Origin of the sequence: Micromonospora sp. NPDC053740, assembly GCF_040677775.1 — a bacterium.
Lineage (GTDB): Bacteria > Actinomycetota > Actinomycetes > Mycobacteriales > Micromonosporaceae > Micromonospora > Micromonospora alfalfae.
The window spans coordinates 73055-88091 of the sequence record NZ_JBFASO010000016.1; the positions used below are offsets into that span (position 1 = coordinate 73055).

Below are 15037 nucleotides of genomic sequence, written 5' to 3' on the forward strand. Positions count from 1 at the left end.
CCGTGTCGGTCGCTGGGAACACGCACCGGCAAGGGCCGTTGGTTGCCCGGTCAGGCGATCGACTTTTCCAGCTCGCTGAGTGGGAACGCGCCGGCCCCGATCCGCTCCCGGACCGCCCGGCGTACGGCCCGCTGCACGGCGACGTTGACCGGTGTCGGTACGCCGTGCAACCGGCCGAGCAGCGCGATCTCACCGTTGAGGTGGTCGACCTCTGTCGAGCCGGTGCCCCGGGCCAGGCTCTGCCAGGTGGAGCCGCCGGAGCGGGCTTCGCCGTCGACAGGGCGCTGCCCGACCAGGTCGCCGCGTTCGGCCTTCTCCTCGTCCGGTGAGGTGTGCGAGATGCCGGCAGCGGCGAGCGCGGCGACACCCTCGGCGCGTACCCGCTCGACCAGCGCGTCCGGGATGTCCCGGCCGAGCAACGCCTGTAGGCCGTTGCCCAGGTTGCTGAGCAGCTTGCCGTACTTCCAGCGCAGCACGTCGGCGCGGACCGGGGCGACGAACCCGGCGGCGGTCAGGTCCGTGGCGATCCCCCGGTCGGTGTCGTCGACGCCCCCCGGGTACCGCCCGATGTGGAGCATCCCGGGATGCGGGTACCCGTTGGCGACCACCACGCCCGGGTCCAGGTGGGTGGCCGGCAGCCAGACGCAGACCGGGTGCACGTCGGCGAAGAGGCGCAGCGCGGCCCGCTCGTTGGCCACCCCGTTCTGTGCGGTCACCAGCGGCAGACGTTCGCCCGCCGTGCCGCCGCCGACCACCGGCGCGTCCACCCAGGCAGCCAACGCGCCGGCAGTGTCCTGCGACTTCACGGTGAGGATCAGCACTGTGTCCGCCGGCAGCGGCTGGTCACTGGGCCGGTCCACCGCGGCGAGCCGGGCGGTGACCTCACCGTCGGGCTGCCGCAATCTCAGACCCCGCGCGCGGATCGCGTCCAGGTGGGCGCCCCGGGCCACCACTGTCACGTCCCGGTCGGCCTGGGCCAGCCGTACGCCGATGGTCCCGCCGACCGCACCCGCCCCGATAATCACGTATCGCATGCCCAAATCCTCCCCTCCCCACCCTGCCCCGCCCACGCCCCACGCCCACGCCCCCCGCCGTCGATCATGGAGTTGTGGTGCCCGAATGAGGACTGATCGCGGTTTTTGTGGCCCACCGCAACTCCATGATCGACCCGGGCGGCGGGCGGGACTGTCAGGGGTTGGGGAGGAACGGGCCAGCGAGCAGGAGCGCGCCGGCGATCAGGGCCGCCAGGTTGACCAGGGCGAAGACACTCACCCAGAAGAACGCCGGGAACGGGGTGAGGCCGGCGAGTTGGTCGGCGTCCGAGGCGGGCATCCGGCCCCGCGAACGCAGCCGTTGCAGCTCGACCACCGGCCGCACCCCACCGAGCAGCAGAAACCACACCCCGGTGTACGCGAAAGCGGCCTGGACCTGCGGCGTCGCGTACCACGAGACGGCGAACACCAGCGCGCCGGTGACCAGCAGCGACACCACGCCGAAGACGTTGCGGATCATGACGAGCATGGCCAACAGCAGCGCCACGGCCACCCAGAGCAGCAGGGTGATCCGGTTACCGCCGAGAAGCCAGGCGCCGGCCAGCCCGACCAGCGGCGGCGCGACGTATCCGGCGAGCAGGGTGAGGATCATGCCCGGTCCGGTGGGACGGCCGGCGGAGAGCGTCAGCCCGGACGTGTCCGAATGCAACCGGATGCCGCGCAACTTGCGGCCGGTGAGCAGGGCGACCAGGGCGTGCCCGCCCTCGTGCGCGATGGTGATGGCGTTACGGGCGATCCGCCACGGCAGCCGAGTGGAGACCACCACCAGTGCTACGGCCCCGGTGATCAGCACCAGTAGCGCTGGCGGGTCCGGCTGCGCGCCGAACAGCGTGTCCCACAGGTCGCCCAGACCGTCGATCGACATCATGGGGCGCGAGCCTACCGGCGGCGTTCCGTGTCGCTCCCGAGGCACCGGCTCGTATCCGGTGAAAGTATCGGGTGGCGAGTGAAGCGGGAGGCGGACGCAGGTGAGCGCAGCCCCCTGGAGTCGCACGTCGGCCTGTGGACCGAGGCCGACTACTTCGCCCTGGGCGAGACGTCCGACCGGATCGAACTGCTCGTCGGCAGCCTGCTGGTGAGCCCTGCACCGAGCCGACGGCACCAGCGGGTGTCGCGCCAGCTGGCAAACAGCATCGAGGCCGGGACGACCAACGGCCGTCGATGAAGCTTTCTTCAGTCGCACTTGTGATCTAGGGCACTTATCTCCAAAGATGGGTGTCGATAGAGCGACGTCCTTGGAGGAACTCATGGCCCGTACCTCATCAACGCTGCGCCGCGCGCTCGCGGCCGGCCTCACCGTCCTCGCCACCGCGGCGGCGGCCCTGGTAGCGACCGCCGGACCGGCGGCCGCAGCCACCACACCCGGTGTCGACGTGTCCCGCTACCAGGGCAGCATCAACTGGACCAGTGTCCGCAACGCGGGCATCCAGTTCGCCTTCATCAAGGCGACCGAGGGCACCAGCTACAAGGACCCGAACTTCAACGCCAACTACGTCAACGCGTACAACGCCGGGGTGATCCGCGGGGCGTACCACTTCGCCCGCCCGAACATCTCCGCCGGCTCCACCCAGGCCAACTACCTGGCCTCCAACGGCGGGGCCTGGTCCGCCGACAGCCGCACCCTGCCGGCCGCGCTGGACATCGAGGGCAACCCGTACGCCGGCGGCTACTGCTACGGGCTCAGCACGACCGGAATGCGCAACTGGGTGCAGGACTTCCTGAACACCTACCGCTCCCGCACCGGCCGGTACGCGGTCATCTACACCACCACGAGCTGGTGGAACCAGTGCACCGGCAGCTGGACCGGCCCGTGGGCGAACCACCCGCTCTGGCTGGCCCGCTGGTCGAGCACCCCCGGCGCCCTGCCGGCCGGCGCGCCGGTGTGGAGCTTCTGGCAGTACACGAGCACCGGCGCGGTCTCCGGGATCAGCGGCAACGTGGACCGGAACTACTGGAACGGTGACCGGAGCCGCCTGATCGCGTTGGCCAACAACACCTGACCGGGCCGTTGGCGGCAGCGGGATCGACTGTCACCACACGGTCGACAATCGGTCCGGCTGCCGCCACACCACCGGTCACGGGTCAGGCCCGCCGCCGGCTCAGGGCCGGCACCACAGCGTCCTCACGAGCCAGGGCACCCCGGCGGGGCATCCGCCAGGCGGCAACGCCGAAACCGGCAACGATCACGACGCCGAGCAGTGCGACGAGCACCGAAACCCCCGCGCTGACCAGCAGCAGGATCGCGTCGCCGAGCGCCACGAGCATCCACAGTGCCAGCCGGGGCCGAGCGTCCCTCCGTCGGTAACCCATGTCGTGCCTCCTTCCGTCGTCGAAGGTCAATTACCCACGACGACGCAAGGTCATGCGAATCAGTTTCAGTCCTGGCGGTCGGGCACGAAACCCTTGGCGATCCGGTCGAAGTTCGGCAGGTTGGCCTGCCAGTCCTTCTCCGCGATCTCCCACCGCAGCGCGTAGCCCCGGTTGCTGGCCGTCACGAACCCCCGGTTGCGGACGTGGATCCGCTGCCCGTCCCGGGTCTCCAGCCACTCCCAGTCCGCACAGGTCTTCCAGAAGTTGCAGCGCACGATGTCTAGGTACTGATAGTTGGTGACTTCGTTCTTGCGGCCGCCCTCGATGCTCTTCCAGTCGGCGTATGCGTCCTTCTTCGGCGTGGGGGTCCACTGGACGAGCAGCTCCCCCGGCCCGTTGGACTCGTCGAAGACGACAGTGTTCCGACCAGCGTCGCGGCGCACCCAACCATCGGGAATCGGCAGGGAGAAGCCTTCGGGGTCCTTGTGCAGCTTCCAGCCCGCCGGCAGCGCGTTCGGGTCGGCCGAGGGGGTGGCCGAGGTCGACGGGCTGGGGGCACCGGTAGTGGGCGACGCTGGCGCGGAAGCGGAGGTCGGCGCGGCCCCCGAGGTCGCGGCAGCACCGGTCGGGTTGGCCTGCGGGGTCTTGGGGTCGTCCTTGGTGAGCATCGGCACGACCACCACGAGGCCGATCAGCAGCAGGGCGACCACGGCACCGATCAGCAGGTTGCGTCTGGGGTTGTTCGGCTTCGTGCCGTCCGAGGGCGGCACCGGCGCTCGGCCGGCCGGGCTCAGCGGCGGCATCAGCGACGTCGGCGTGGTCGGCTTGCGCTGCTCCGGAGCCACTGGCGGGCCGTCGACAACAGTCGGCTCGTCGTCGACGTTCGTCGTACCGTCGCCGCTCGTGTCGGGCGCGCCGCTCGTGTCGGGCGCGCCGCTCGTGTCGGGCGCGCCGCTCGTGTCGGGCGCGCCGCTCGTGTCGGGCGCGCCGCTCGTGTCGGGCGCTGCCGTGACCTTCGCGGTCGGCTCGGCAGCGGACGGACGGTCGATCGTGGCGGTCGGCTCGGCCGGCGCCGCCGCGGTCGACTCGCCCGACACCAGGGCGGTCGGGTCGGCGGCCGCACCGGAGGAAACGACGGCCGTCGGCGTGGCATCGGCGGCTGGGGTCGCGGCGGCAGCAGAGGTGGCAGCTGAGGTGGTCGCGGCGGCGGCCGGTGGCGGCGACACCGGCCGGTCGACACTCTCGGCCGGTCGCGGGGCCGGCACCACCGGCAGGCGCGGCTCGCGCGGACCGTTCGGCCCGGGCCGGCGTACGCCATCGAGCAGTGAGATCCCGCGCGACCGCTTGCCCCCGGCGCGACGCAGCAAGCGCTCCGCCACCTCGGCGGTGATCCGCTCGTTCGGGTCCTTGCGCAGCAGCCCGTTGAGGACGGCCTTCAGCGGACCGGCGTTCTTCGGTGGCGGAATCGGCTCGGTGGCCAACGCGGCCAGGGTGCCGATCGCCGACGGTCGGGCGTACGGCGACTTGCCCTCGACAGCCGCGTAGAGCGTCGCGCCCAGCGACCACAGGTCGGCCTCCGGACCGGCGGTGCCGTCCCGGGCCCGCTCCGGCGAGATGTACGCCGGCGAGCCGAGCACCATGCCGGTGCGGGTCACGTTGGGGTCGCCGGGGATCGTGGCGAGACCGAAATCGGTCAGCACCACCCGACCGTCGTCGCCGAGCAGCACGTTGCCGGGCTTCACGTCGCGGTGCATGACACCCGCCTTGTGCGCGGCGCTGAGCGCACCCAGCACGCCCAGGCCGATCTCCACAGTGCGGGCCACCGACACCGGGCCGTCCTCGGCGAGAGTGTCCTGCAACGACCTCGACGCCACGTACTCCATGACGATCCACGGATCGCCGTCGGTGCGCAGCACGTCGAAGATGCGGACGACGTTGGCGTGGTTGAGCCGGGCGATGGCCCGCGCCTCCCGCAACGAACGCTCGCGCATCTCGCGGCGCTCCTCGTCGGTGAGACCGGGCGGCGGCACCAACTCCTTGATGGCGACGTCCCGGTGCAGCACCTCGTCGCGCGCCTTCCACACCCGGCCCATGCCGCCCTGGCCGAGCGGCGACAGGAGCCGGTATCGGTCAGCGACGAGTTGGGGAAGCGCGTTCGACATCGGTGAGACGGTACCCGGACCCGCTGACGCTCACACCGCCGGCACGCCACTGTGCGGTCCCCGTAACTTTCGGCCGCGTACCCTGGCGGCATGTCTGCCGAAGAGCCGCTGTTCCGGGTCGTCCGCGGCGTGCCCACCGCCGAGGAGTTGGCCGCTCTGGTGGGGGCGATCATCGTCCGAACCCGACCGGCCGCCACCCCCGCGCCGGTGACCGCGTCCGCATGGGCGCGCAGCAGTCGACCGGGCAACTCCCGCGGCTGGCGCGCCGCCGGCCTGCCCCGCTGACCCGACACCCACCACGTACGGGGGCTGTCAGGGTGGCGTTGAGCCGTTAACCTCACTCAGGGAAACGGTGCCGCTACGGGTAGGGAGGATCCATGATCCCCGAAGAGGACCGGCCAGCACCCTGGCTACGCGGTTACGGCGGCATCGAAGCCGACATCAGCCAGCTCAGAGAGTTCGCCGACCGGCTCGCCGCCGAGGTTGAGAGCAACTACGCGCCGCACCTGTCGTACATCGCCGAAGACATGTCAGCGAAGGTGCCCAACCCCTGCGACGCCTTCATCGAGCTGGTCACCTTCCTGCACGCGCACCACGAGACGCAGCAGGCCACCGCCGACATGGTGTACGCCGTCCGAGGCGCCACCGGCCACCTGGCCGCCGCCGCCGACCAGGTCGCCACCCACTACGCCGACAGCGACGCCTTCACCGCCGCCCGAGTGGTGGACGTGCAACGAGCCCTCGCCAACCCTTTGAACATGCTGCCCGGCGGCCCCACGTCGATGCTGACCGACCCGACCGGTCCCGACACCGAAGGACCGGTGGTGTTGCCGTGATCGAACGGGGCACCGGCCGCACCTCCGGCCTCACCGACTGGCACCTCATGGACGTCAACAGCATGTGGGCCTGCCTCCAGGACCACGACACCACCAACCACTGGAAACAGGTCGCCGGCTGGCGCAAGGTCTGCGACCTGGCACAAACCCACCTCGGCCGCCTCCAGCAGTACCGACGCGGACTCGCCGAGGCATGGCCCCCCGAGACCAGCGCCGCCTCCCGCACGTACCTCGCCGAACTCGACGCACTCATCGACAAGGTGCAGCGCACCCACGACGCCGCCGCCGCGAACTACACCGCACTCTCCGCCGCAACCCAGGCCATCGGCACCACCCGCGCCGCACTCCGCAAGATCCACGAGGAGTACGCGACCAAATTCCAGCAGAAGCAGGCGTACGAGTCGATGGTCGCCGACCCGAAAGCGGTAATGGGCAACCGGACTACCACGCCGCCTGTTGCTGACGGGGAACTGGAACGGCTCAACGTGCAGGCCCGATCCATGATGTTCAGCCTGAGCGGCGAGCTCCAGCAAGCCCAAGCCACCCTCCAAAAACCACCCCCGCCGCCACGTCGACCCGGCCATCAGCCAAACGATCCCGACGTTTATGACACGAGCGCGCAGAGCCCGGTCATTCCCCCAGTCTTCCCAGTGCCAATAGCGCCAGCGGCCCCGCCATCGCTAACTCCAGCAACAACTCCTGCGGGACCTACGCCTGCCCTGACTCCCCCGAGCGTCGGGCCCATACTGGGTGGGGTGGGCACGGCTTTAACGCCAAGCATGCCGAACCCAAGTCCAGCTGGGTTGGCAAGCCCTCCGCCAGCGTCCCCCGGTGCCCCTATAGCCCCGCCGCCCGGCATCTCAATGCGACCCGTTGGCGAGTTGGCCCCGCACTCGCCGCCAGGGTCAATCGGCAGGCCGCAGGCTGGGGCCGCAAGCCCTGCCCCTCGATCGACGCCCCCGGTTTCCAACAAAGCGATGCCGCCGGGAGGCATCATCGGAGGTCCACCATCAATCGGTTTGGGCCAGCCCGGGTCAGGGCCGAACTCAGCCCGCCGCGTCAACCCGATTGGCGGCGTGATTGGGGGTGGAGGTGCGGGCACTGCACCCAGCGGAGGAGCTGGTTCTCGACCTGGCGCGGGTCGCAGCTTTTCAGCGGCACAGAGCGTCCCCCCAATCGGCGGTGGCCCCGGCCTGACGAGTCCCGGGTATATGCAGTCAAACCCTGCGCGGCCGAGCGCCCGCAGACAGACTGATAACAGCTCACGCCACTGGGATCCGGATAACCCGTGGGAGGTTGAAAAGGGGGTGACCCCAATAGTCCGGCCACCCGACGACGAAGGACCCATTGATCCAGGCCCGGCTATCGGCTTCTCGCGGTAATGCTACTCATTACCCGAGCCATTCTGGTCGCAATGGCCCTGCCGATCGCAAGCCACGGGACGATTGCGGAGGATCGGCCGTATTCGGTACCCGGCACGGTAGGGCCCGACCAAGCCGAGCGCATTCGAGACAACCAGTGGCACCTTCGCTTTCTGAATGTCTCCCGAGCACAGGCGGTCAGCCAAGGCGAGGGAGTTATCGTCGCGGTTCCGGACACTGGCGTCGATCCTCACCCCGACCTCGCTAGGAATCTACTCAAGGGCACAGACACCGTGGCGGGTGGCTCGGGAGATGGCCGGCAGGATCCGAACAGTCACGGCACGAGCATGGCAGGGCTAATTGCGGCGCACGGCAGGGGCAAAAGTTCAGGCGCACTCGGCATCGCACCTAAGTCCAAAATTCTCCCGATAAAGGCCGCTAGCGCGGATAATTTCGGCGAAGCCGATGATCTCGCTGCGGCCGTAGAATATGCGATCGCCAACAGTGCTCAAGTAATTAGCATCTCAAGCGGAGGCGCATCGACACCGCGCCTCGTCCGGGCAATCAAATCCGCCCTTGCAGCGAACATCATAGTTGTGGCATCAGTGGGTAACTCACCCCACAGCCCAACTGCGTATCCGGCCAGCGAAGAGGGTGTTATCGCGGTTGGGGGTGTCGATCGCGCCGGACAACATGCCGCCATCTCGGTCACTGGACCGAATATCGATGTGGTCGCTCCTGCGGTCGACATCTATAGCACCAGCTACGACGGGAAATACTCGAAGGGGACTGGCACCTCGAGCGCGACGGCGATCGTGGCGGGTGCGGCTGCGTTGATCAGGTCCAAGTACCCGTATCTGCCCGCCCGGGAGGTGGCGCACCGACTCACGGCTACCGCCATCGACAAGGGCCCTCCTGGGCGTGACGACGAGTACGGCTATGGAGTGATCGATCTTGTGGCGGCGCTGACGGCAGACGTACCGCCGCTCGGGTTTGAATCGGTGAGCGCTCCGGCCGGTGCTGGCCCGACCACGACGGCTGCCGCTCAGCCGGGGGATGGGAGCGATGGCGCAACCGCGCGCGGCCTGGCCACGCTCGGGGTGCTCGTGGCTGCCGGGGTCGGGTGGGCCGTGATAGCGCGGCGACGGCGGCGTAGTGATGATCCGCCGCCCAGAATCAGTCGCTGATCTATCAACGAAGCGGTGATCCACTCGACTTTCAGGAAACCGCGGTGTCCGGGGAGAGGGGATACCGCGTCTTTCTGAAAGTCGAGTGGATCAAGGACGCCCGGCCACCGAGCCGCACGACCACCGGGGCCGAACGACCACCGAGCCGCACGACGCCGGGCCGCCCGCCCGGCGGCTGGGGAGTACGGGTACGGGCGGGGTGTCGGTCTTGGTGGGGGGCTGGGCGGTAACGTCGGGCTGGTGTCTGAGACTTTGCCGCTTCGCCTCGTGCTCGCATCGGCGAGCCCTGCCCGTCGTAAGTTGCTCCAGGCTGCCGGCGTCGAGCCCGAGGTGCTGGTCAGTGGGGTGGACGAGTCCCTGGTGGTGACCGAGCAGGCCGAGGAGTTGTGCCTGGAGTTGGCTCGCCTGAAGGCACAGGCGGTGTTGACCCGGCTGAACGCGACCGCCGATCAGCGGACGTTGGTGATCGGCTGCGACTCGGTGCTCGCCTTCGACGGGGAGATCCTCGGCAAGCCGGCGGATGCGGCGGACGCGACCCGGCGGTGGCTGCGGATGCGGGGACGCAGCGGCGTGCTGCACAGCGGGCACTGCCTGGTCGACGCTACTGCGGGTCGGCGGGCGGAGGCTGTCGCGTCGACCACTGTCCACTTCGCTGACGTCAGTGACGACGAGATCGCCGCGTACGTGGCCACTGGTGAGCCGCTGGCGGTGGCCGGCGCGTTCACGATCGACGGGCTGGGTGGGCCGTTCGTGGAACGGATCGAGGGTGACCCGGGGACGGTGGTCGGGTTGTCGATGCCGCTGTTGCGCCGGCTCCTCGCCGAGTTGGATCTGCGGATCACCGACCTGTGGACGACTGTCGCGCCGGGCGGCCAGATGGTCGAGCCGCTCGGTAACGTCCGGTCATGACCACCAAGTCGATCCCGCTCACCGACGAGTTGCACGCCTATCTGGTCGCACACGGCTCCCCGCCGGACGAGATCATCAGTGACCTGGCCGAGGAGACCCGGTCGGTGTTGCCGGAGCACGCCGCCATGCAGGTGGCTCCGGAGCAGGCCGCGTTCCTGACGTTCCTCACCCGGCTGCTCGACGTGCGGCAGGCCGTCGAGGTCGGCACGTTCACCGGGCTTTCGTCACTGGCGATCGCCCGCGGGTTGCCCGAGGGCGGGCGACTGACCTGTTTCGACATCTCCGAGGAGTTCACCGGCATCGCCCGGCGCTACTGGGCGCGGGCCGGCGTGCAGGATCTGATCGACCTGCGCATCGGCCCGGCAGCGGACGGGCTGCGGGAGCTGCCGCACGAGCGGCACCTGGACTTCGCGTTCATCGACGCCGACAAGACCGGCTACCCGATCTACTGGGCGGAGTTGGTGCCCCGGATGCGTCCGGGTGGGGTGATCGCCGTCGACAACGTGTTGCGGGGAGGGCGGGTGATCGCCCCGCAGGACGCTGGCGATCGGGCCATCGCCGCGTTCAACGACGAGGTTCTCGCGGACGTGCGGGTGGACCCGGTGATGCTGCCGATCGCGGACGGCCTCACCCTCGCCCGGGTCCGCTGACCGCCGACCGCCGACAACCGCCGACCGCCGACAACCGCCGACCGCCGCCGACCGCCGACAACCGCCGACCGCCGACAACCGCCGACCGCCGCCGACCGCCGGCAACCGCCGGCAACCGCTGAACACGGTATTGGGGTGTCCCCACCAGGGGACACCCCAATATCAAGGAACAGCGAAAGTCGGCGTCAGCGGACGCTGCGGGCGAACTGGCGGGCGGCCCAGTAGACACCCAGCGCGGCGAGGACCGCGGTGATGCTGAGGCCCTGCCAGACCTTGTCGCTGCCCAGGTCACCGGCGAACAGCGCCCGGGTGCCGTCGACCGCCCAGGAGAACGGGTTCCAGTTGGCGATGCCCTGCAACCAGCCGGGTGCGAAGGTCAGCGGCAGCAGGATGCCGGAGAGCAGCAGCACCGGCTGAGCCACTGTGTTCATCAGCGGGGCCAGCGCATCCTCGCTCTTGACCTTGAGGGCGACGCCGTAGGAGACGGCCGAGGTCATGAGGGCGATCAGGGCGAGCATCAGGTACGCCAGCAGCAGGTCCCCGATGAACACCCGCAGGTCGAAGATGAGCGCCAGGAGCGTGATGATGACCGCCTGCACCAGGAGCGAGACCACGTCGCGCAGCGAGCGGCCGAGCAGCAGGGCGAGCCGGCTGATCGGGGTGACCCGGGAGCGTTCGATGACGCCGGCCCGCAGCTCGGCGATCAGGCCGAAGCCCTGGAAAAGGCCACCGAAGATGGCCAGCAGCACCAGCAGACCCGGTACGAAGATCTTGTAGGCGGCCGCCTGGGTGGGTGCGTTCAGTGCGGGCTTGAGCAGCGGGGCGAAGAGCAGCAGGTACATGACCGGCTGGAACACGCCGACGAAGACCCAGACCGGGTTGCGTAGCAGGAGTTGGATCTGGCGCTGGAAGATCAGCCACGTGTCACGGGCGAATTTCATGAGAGTCGTCTCCGGTGGTCAGGACTCGCGCAGCGAGCGGCCGGTCTTGGTGAGGAAGACGTCGTCCAGGCTGGGTCGGTGCAGCTCGATCGAGCGCAGCTCCAGCCCGGCGTGGTCGAGTCGGCGCAGCACCTGCGGAATGGCTGTGGCGCCCTCGTCGACGTAGAGGCGCAGGCCGCCCTCGTCGACAGTCTCCAGCTTGTTGACGTACGGCTCGCCGTCGAGCGTCTGGGCGGCCTGCGGGGTGGCGGCCAGGTCGAGACCGACCAGCACCACGTCGCCGGAGATCTCCCGCTTGAGCTCGGTCGGCGTGCCCTCGGCCACGACCTCGCCGTTGTCCATGATCGCGATCCGGTCGCAGAGGGCGTCGGCCTCGTCCAGGTAGTGCGTGGTGATGAAGACGGTCATCCCGTCGGCGCGGAGCCGGCGGATCTCGTCCCACATGTGGGCGCGGCTCTGCGGGTCGAGGCCGGTGGTCGGCTCGTCCAGGAAGACGATCTTCGGCTCGTGGATGATGCCGAGGGCGATCTCCACCCGGCGCCGCTGGCCGCCGGAGTAGGTCTTGCACTTGCGGTCGGCGTACTCGGTGAGCTGGAAGGCGTCCAGCGCGCGGGCGGCGCGCCGCTGCGCGTCGGCCTTGCTGATGCCGTACATCCGGGCGTGCAGCACCAGTTCCTCGCGGGCGGTGGACTCGTCCCAGGTGCTGCCGCCCTGCGGGACGTACCCGATGCGGCGGCGCACCTCGGCCGGGTCCTTGCGCAGGTCCGCGCCCGCGATGGTGGCCTCGCCGCCGTCCGGCTCGATCAGTGTGGCGAGCATCCGCAGCGTGGTGGTCTTGCCGGCGCCGTTCGGGCCGAGGAAGCCGAAGATCTCGCCCTTGGCAACGTCAAGGTCGACGCCCCGCACGGCGTCCACCGTCTTCGTCTCTCGACCCGCGCGGGAGCGGAACGACTTCCGCAGCCCCCTGGTCTCGATCATTTCTGCTCCTGGTCGTTCGGGCCGGTCGGGCCGGCCGTCGAGTGGGACGACGCCGGACGGCGCACTCCCCCGCTGTGCCGCCAGCAGGCTAACGCGATATAGCTTTTTTAGTCAACGTTGATTATTCCGCGTCGGTGTCGGACGGCTCCACGCCGTCCCGCCACCCCGACCAACCCTGCGCTTCATCCAGCTCAGCAGGCAGGTACGACACTCCGGAATCGATCCGCTCGGCGATCCGCTCGCACCAGCTCATCTCCGCCTCCGCTCGCGCCGACCACAGCTCGAACATCCAGCCCACGTGCGCAGGCTTGCGGTTGCGCACCCAGTCCGACTCCAGCGAGGCGCGCATGGATTCGACGCCGGCGCGCAGCAGGTTGGCACGGTTACGCAGGGCGGCGGCCGCCTCGGCGCGCGGCATGGCCGGCAGGAAGGAGAAGGCCGCCACGAACGGGTCGGCGGGCTCGCTGATGGTCCACCAGGAGTTACGCAGCAGCGTCTCGAACTCGTCCTCCCCCTTGACCGTCACCTCGTAGGTGGTCCGCGCCGGACGGGCGCCCACCTGCTCGGTCGCGACGGCGCGGAGCAGCCCTTCCTCGGTGAGCTTGCGCAGGGCGTGATAGATCGATCCGGGCTGTATGTTCGCCCACTTGTCGGCGCTCCAGCTCAGCAGCTCACGGCGCACGTCGTAGCCGTGCACGGGCTGCATCCACCGCACCAGACCGAGAATCATCATCCGAGTCGAAGACACCCGATAAGCGTAATAGCCAAGTTTGACTAAACCGTGGCGGGCGCAGTGCGGCATCCCACACTGAGCGATCGTTAGGGCCGCCGTGGGCGGCCGATACACTCCCCGTCAGTAACCTGCCCGGGAGGAGCCACGAAGGTGCGCAAGGTACTCATCGCCAACCGCGGCGAGATCGCCGTCCGGGTGATCCGCGCGTGCCGCGACGCCGACCTGGGCAGCGTCGCCGTGTACGCGGACTCCGACCGCGACGCCCTGCACGCCACCCTCGCGGACGAGGCGTACGCGCTCGACGGGGACAGCGCCACCGAGACCTACCTGCGCATCGACAAGCTGCTCGACGTCGCCGCTCGGGCCGGCGCCGACGCCGTACACCCGGGTTATGGCTTCCTCAGTGAGAACGCCGACTTCGCCCAGGCCGTCATCGACGCCGGGCTGACCTGGATCGGCCCCACCCCCCAGGCCATCCGCGACCTGGGCGACAAGGTCACCGCCCGGCACATCGCCCAGCGGGCCGGCGCACCGTTGGTCCCCGGCACCCCGGACCCGGTGGCCAGCCCGGACGAGGTGATGGCCTTCGCCGTCGACCACGGCCTGCCGGTCGCCATCAAGGCCGCCTTCGGTGGCGGTGGGCGCGGCCTCAAGGTCGCCCGCACGATGGAGGAGATCCCCCAGCTTTTCGAGTCGGCCACCCGCGAGGCGGTCGCGGCGTTCGGTCGGGGCGAGTGCTTCGTCGAGCGGTACCTCGACCAGCCCAGGCACGTCGAGGCGCAGGTCCTCGCCGACCAGCACGGCAACGTGATCGTGGTGGGCACCCGGGACTGCTCGTTGCAGCGACGTCACCAGAAGCTCGTCGAGGAGGCGCCCGCGCCGTTCCTCAGCGACGCCCAGCGCGCGCAGATCCACGAGAGCGCCAAGGCGATCTGCCGCGAAGCCGGCTACCACGGCGCCGGCACTGTGGAATACCTGGTCGGCGTCGACGGCACCATCTCCTTTCTGGAGGTCAACACCCGACTCCAGGTCGAGCACCCGGTCACCGAGGAGACCGCCGGCATCGACCTGGTCCGCGAGCAGTTCCGGATCGCCGACGGCGAGAAGCTGCGGATCACCGAGGATCCGACGCCGCGCGGGCACGCGATCGAGTTCCGGATCAACGGCGAGGACCCGGGCCGCAACTTCCTGCCCGCCCCCGGCACTGTCACCGCGCTTCGCCTGCCCAGCGGGCCGGGTGTGCGGGTCGACACCGGCATCTCGGCCGGCGACGTGATCGGCGGCAACTTCGACTCACTGCTCGCCAAGGTGATCATCACGGGTGAGACGCGGACCGAGGCGCTGGAGCGCGCCCGCCGCGCGTTGGACGAGATGGTCCTCGACGGGATGGCCACCGCGCTGCCGTTCCACCGGCTCGTGGTGCGGGACGAGGCGTTCACCGCCGAGCCGTTCACAGTGCACACCCGGTGGATCGAGACCGAGTTCCACAACACGGTGCCGCCGTTCACCGCCGCCGCCGGCGCCGCCGAGGCGCCGGCCGAACGCGACACCGTCGTGGTCGAGGTGGGCGGCAAGCGCATCGAGGTCAGCCTCCCCGCCGGCTTCGGCGGGAGTACGACCACAGCGGCACCCGCCGCCCGTAAGCCGACCCGGCGCGGCGGCGGCGCCAAGGCCGGTGCTCCGGTCGGCGGCGACGCGCTCACCTCGCCGATGCAGGGCACCATCGTCAAGATCGCGGTGGCGGACGGCGACACAGTGGCCGAGGGCGACCTGGTAGTGGTGCTGGAGGCGATGAAGATGGAGCAGCCGCTGCACGCGCACAAGGCGGGTACGGTCAGCGGTCTCAGCGCCGAGGTCGGCGCCGTGATCACTGCCGGTGCCCCCATCTGCACCATCGCCTGAGCCATCCGGCTGGCGC

Annotated in this window: 15 protein-coding genes; 8 read left to right on the forward strand and 7 right to left on the reverse strand. The window is 69.8% G+C overall.

What is annotated here, in order from left to right:
- Window positions 1-50: 50 nt before the first annotated feature.
- Together AB0K35_RS32430 and AB0K35_RS32435 are read right to left on the reverse strand one after the other, a co-directional pair.
- The gene (locus AB0K35_RS32430) at window positions 51-1034 is read right to left on the reverse strand and encodes a 2-dehydropantoate 2-reductase N-terminal domain-containing protein (protein WP_363890291.1); all 984 of its coding nucleotides are present in this window, start codon (window positions 1032-1034) and stop codon (window positions 51-53) included.
- Window positions 1035-1188: 154 nt separating this feature from the next.
- Entirely contained in the window at window positions 1189-1920 is a 732-nt protein-coding gene (locus AB0K35_RS32435) for a M50 family metallopeptidase (RefSeq protein WP_238666720.1), read from the reverse strand.
- A gap of 78 nt (window positions 1921-1998) precedes the next feature.
- Here AB0K35_RS32435 and AB0K35_RS32440 point away from each other — a divergent pair, with 78 nt between their 5' ends.
- Both AB0K35_RS32440 and AB0K35_RS32445 read left to right on the forward strand, forming a co-directional pair.
- Window positions 1999-2217 (forward strand): hypothetical protein, encoded by a 219-nt coding sequence (locus AB0K35_RS32440; protein WP_238666721.1) that lies wholly within the window; start codon window positions 1999-2001, stop codon window positions 2215-2217.
- A gap of 82 nt (window positions 2218-2299) precedes the next feature.
- The gene (locus tag AB0K35_RS32445; protein ID WP_363890297.1) at window positions 2300-3052 is read left to right on the forward strand and encodes a GH25 family lysozyme; all 753 of its coding nucleotides are present in this window, start codon (window positions 2300-2302) and stop codon (window positions 3050-3052) included.
- An 82-nt stretch (window positions 3053-3134) separates the two neighbouring features.
- Here the strand turns inward: AB0K35_RS32445 and AB0K35_RS32450 are convergent, their stop codons facing one another.
- Window positions 3135-3362: a hypothetical protein gene (locus AB0K35_RS32450; RefSeq protein WP_238666724.1), complete on the reverse strand. Its 228-nt coding sequence runs from the start codon at window positions 3360-3362 to the stop codon at window positions 3135-3137.
- Between the two features lie 65 nt (window positions 3363-3427).
- On the reverse strand, window positions 3428-5524 hold the full coding sequence (locus AB0K35_RS32455; protein WP_363890311.1) for a protein kinase: 2097 nt from the start codon (window positions 5522-5524) through the stop codon (window positions 3428-3430).
- Window positions 5525-5614: 90 nt separating this feature from the next.
- On the opposite strand from AB0K35_RS32455, the gene AB0K35_RS32460 reads away from it, so the two are divergent.
- The 5 genes from AB0K35_RS32460 (at window position 5615) to AB0K35_RS32480 (ending at window position 10467) form a co-directional block, all read left to right on the forward strand.
- A complete protein-coding gene (locus AB0K35_RS32460) occupies window positions 5615-5809 on the forward strand; it encodes an acyl-CoA carboxylase subunit epsilon (protein ID WP_238666728.1) in 195 nt (64 codons plus the stop codon).
- 92 nt (window positions 5810-5901) lie between these two features.
- A complete protein-coding gene (locus AB0K35_RS32465) occupies window positions 5902-6360 on the forward strand; it encodes a hypothetical protein (protein WP_238666729.1) in 459 nt (152 codons plus the stop codon).
- Window positions 6361-7774: 1414 nt separating this feature from the next.
- Window positions 7775-8908 (forward strand): S8 family serine peptidase, encoded by a 1134-nt coding sequence (locus tag AB0K35_RS32470; protein WP_363890314.1) that lies wholly within the window; start codon window positions 7775-7777, stop codon window positions 8906-8908.
- A 240-nt stretch (window positions 8909-9148) separates the two neighbouring features.
- Window positions 9149-9817 carry a Maf family protein gene (locus tag AB0K35_RS32475; RefSeq protein ID WP_238666731.1) on the forward strand — a complete coding sequence of 223 codons (669 nt, stop codon included), beginning with the start codon at window positions 9149-9151 and terminating at the stop codon, window positions 9815-9817.
- On the forward strand, window positions 9814-10467 hold the full coding sequence (locus AB0K35_RS32480) for an O-methyltransferase (RefSeq protein WP_238666732.1): 654 nt from the start codon (window positions 9814-9816) through the stop codon (window positions 10465-10467). The genes AB0K35_RS32475 and AB0K35_RS32480 overlap by 4 nt, the downstream gene beginning before the upstream one ends.
- Before the next feature lie 185 nt (window positions 10468-10652).
- Here AB0K35_RS32480 and AB0K35_RS32485 read toward each other — a convergent pair whose 3' ends face one another.
- The 3 genes from AB0K35_RS32485 to AB0K35_RS32495 form a co-directional block, all read right to left on the reverse strand.
- Window positions 10653-11408: an ABC transporter permease gene (locus AB0K35_RS32485; RefSeq protein ID WP_124823257.1), complete on the reverse strand. Its 756-nt coding sequence runs from the start codon at window positions 11406-11408 to the stop codon at window positions 10653-10655.
- An 18-nt stretch (window positions 11409-11426) separates the two neighbouring features.
- Window positions 11427-12386, reverse strand: coding sequence for an ATP-binding cassette domain-containing protein (locus AB0K35_RS32490; protein WP_112601935.1), 960 nt, complete (start codon window positions 12384-12386; stop codon window positions 11427-11429).
- 121 nt (window positions 12387-12507) lie between these two features.
- Window positions 12508-13119: a PadR family transcriptional regulator gene (locus AB0K35_RS32495; RefSeq protein ID WP_238666765.1), complete on the reverse strand. Its 612-nt coding sequence runs from the start codon at window positions 13117-13119 to the stop codon at window positions 12508-12510.
- Between the two features lie 150 nt (window positions 13120-13269).
- Here AB0K35_RS32495 and AB0K35_RS32500 point away from each other — a divergent pair, with 150 nt between their 5' ends.
- Window positions 13270-15021: a biotin carboxylase N-terminal domain-containing protein gene (locus AB0K35_RS32500; RefSeq protein WP_363890318.1), complete on the forward strand. Its 1752-nt coding sequence runs from the start codon at window positions 13270-13272 to the stop codon at window positions 15019-15021.
- Window positions 15022-15037 lie beyond the last annotated feature (16 nt).

What these genes read in the sequence shown, in the direction of transcription:
- AB0K35_RS32450 (WP_238666724.1), bottom strand. Translation starts at nt 3,362, where the DNA reads ATGGGTTACCGACGGAGGGACGCTCGGCCCCGGCTGGCACTGTGGATG.
- AB0K35_RS32470 (WP_363890314.1), top strand. Translation starts at nt 7,775, where the DNA reads ATGGCCCTGCCGATCGCAAGCCACGGGACGATTGCGGAGGATCGGCCG.
- AB0K35_RS32460 (WP_238666728.1), top strand. Translation starts at nt 5,615, where the DNA reads ATGTCTGCCGAAGAGCCGCTGTTCCGGGTCGTCCGCGGCGTGCCCACC.
- AB0K35_RS32455 (WP_363890311.1), bottom strand. Translation starts at nt 5,524, where the DNA reads ATGTCGAACGCGCTTCCCCAACTCGTCGCTGACCGATACCGGCTCCTG.
- AB0K35_RS32430 (WP_363890291.1), bottom strand. Translation starts at nt 1,034, where the DNA reads ATGCGATACGTGATTATCGGGGCGGGTGCGGTCGGCGGGACCATCGGC.
- AB0K35_RS32435 (WP_238666720.1), bottom strand. Translation starts at nt 1,920, where the DNA reads ATGATGTCGATCGACGGTCTGGGCGACCTGTGGGACACGCTGTTCGGC.
- AB0K35_RS32495 (WP_238666765.1), bottom strand. Translation starts at nt 13,119, where the DNA reads ATGATGATTCTCGGTCTGGTGCGGTGGATGCAGCCCGTGCACGGCTAC.
- AB0K35_RS32465 (WP_238666729.1), top strand. Translation starts at nt 5,902, where the DNA reads ATGATCCCCGAAGAGGACCGGCCAGCACCCTGGCTACGCGGTTACGGC.
- AB0K35_RS32445 (WP_363890297.1), top strand. Translation starts at nt 2,300, where the DNA reads ATGGCCCGTACCTCATCAACGCTGCGCCGCGCGCTCGCGGCCGGCCTC.
- AB0K35_RS32490 (WP_112601935.1), bottom strand. Translation starts at nt 12,386, where the DNA reads ATGATCGAGACCAGGGGGCTGCGGAAGTCGTTCCGCTCCCGCGCGGGT.
- AB0K35_RS32480 (WP_238666732.1), top strand. Translation starts at nt 9,814, where the DNA reads ATGACCACCAAGTCGATCCCGCTCACCGACGAGTTGCACGCCTATCTG.
- AB0K35_RS32485 (WP_124823257.1), bottom strand. Translation starts at nt 11,408, where the DNA reads ATGAAATTCGCCCGTGACACGTGGCTGATCTTCCAGCGCCAGATCCAA.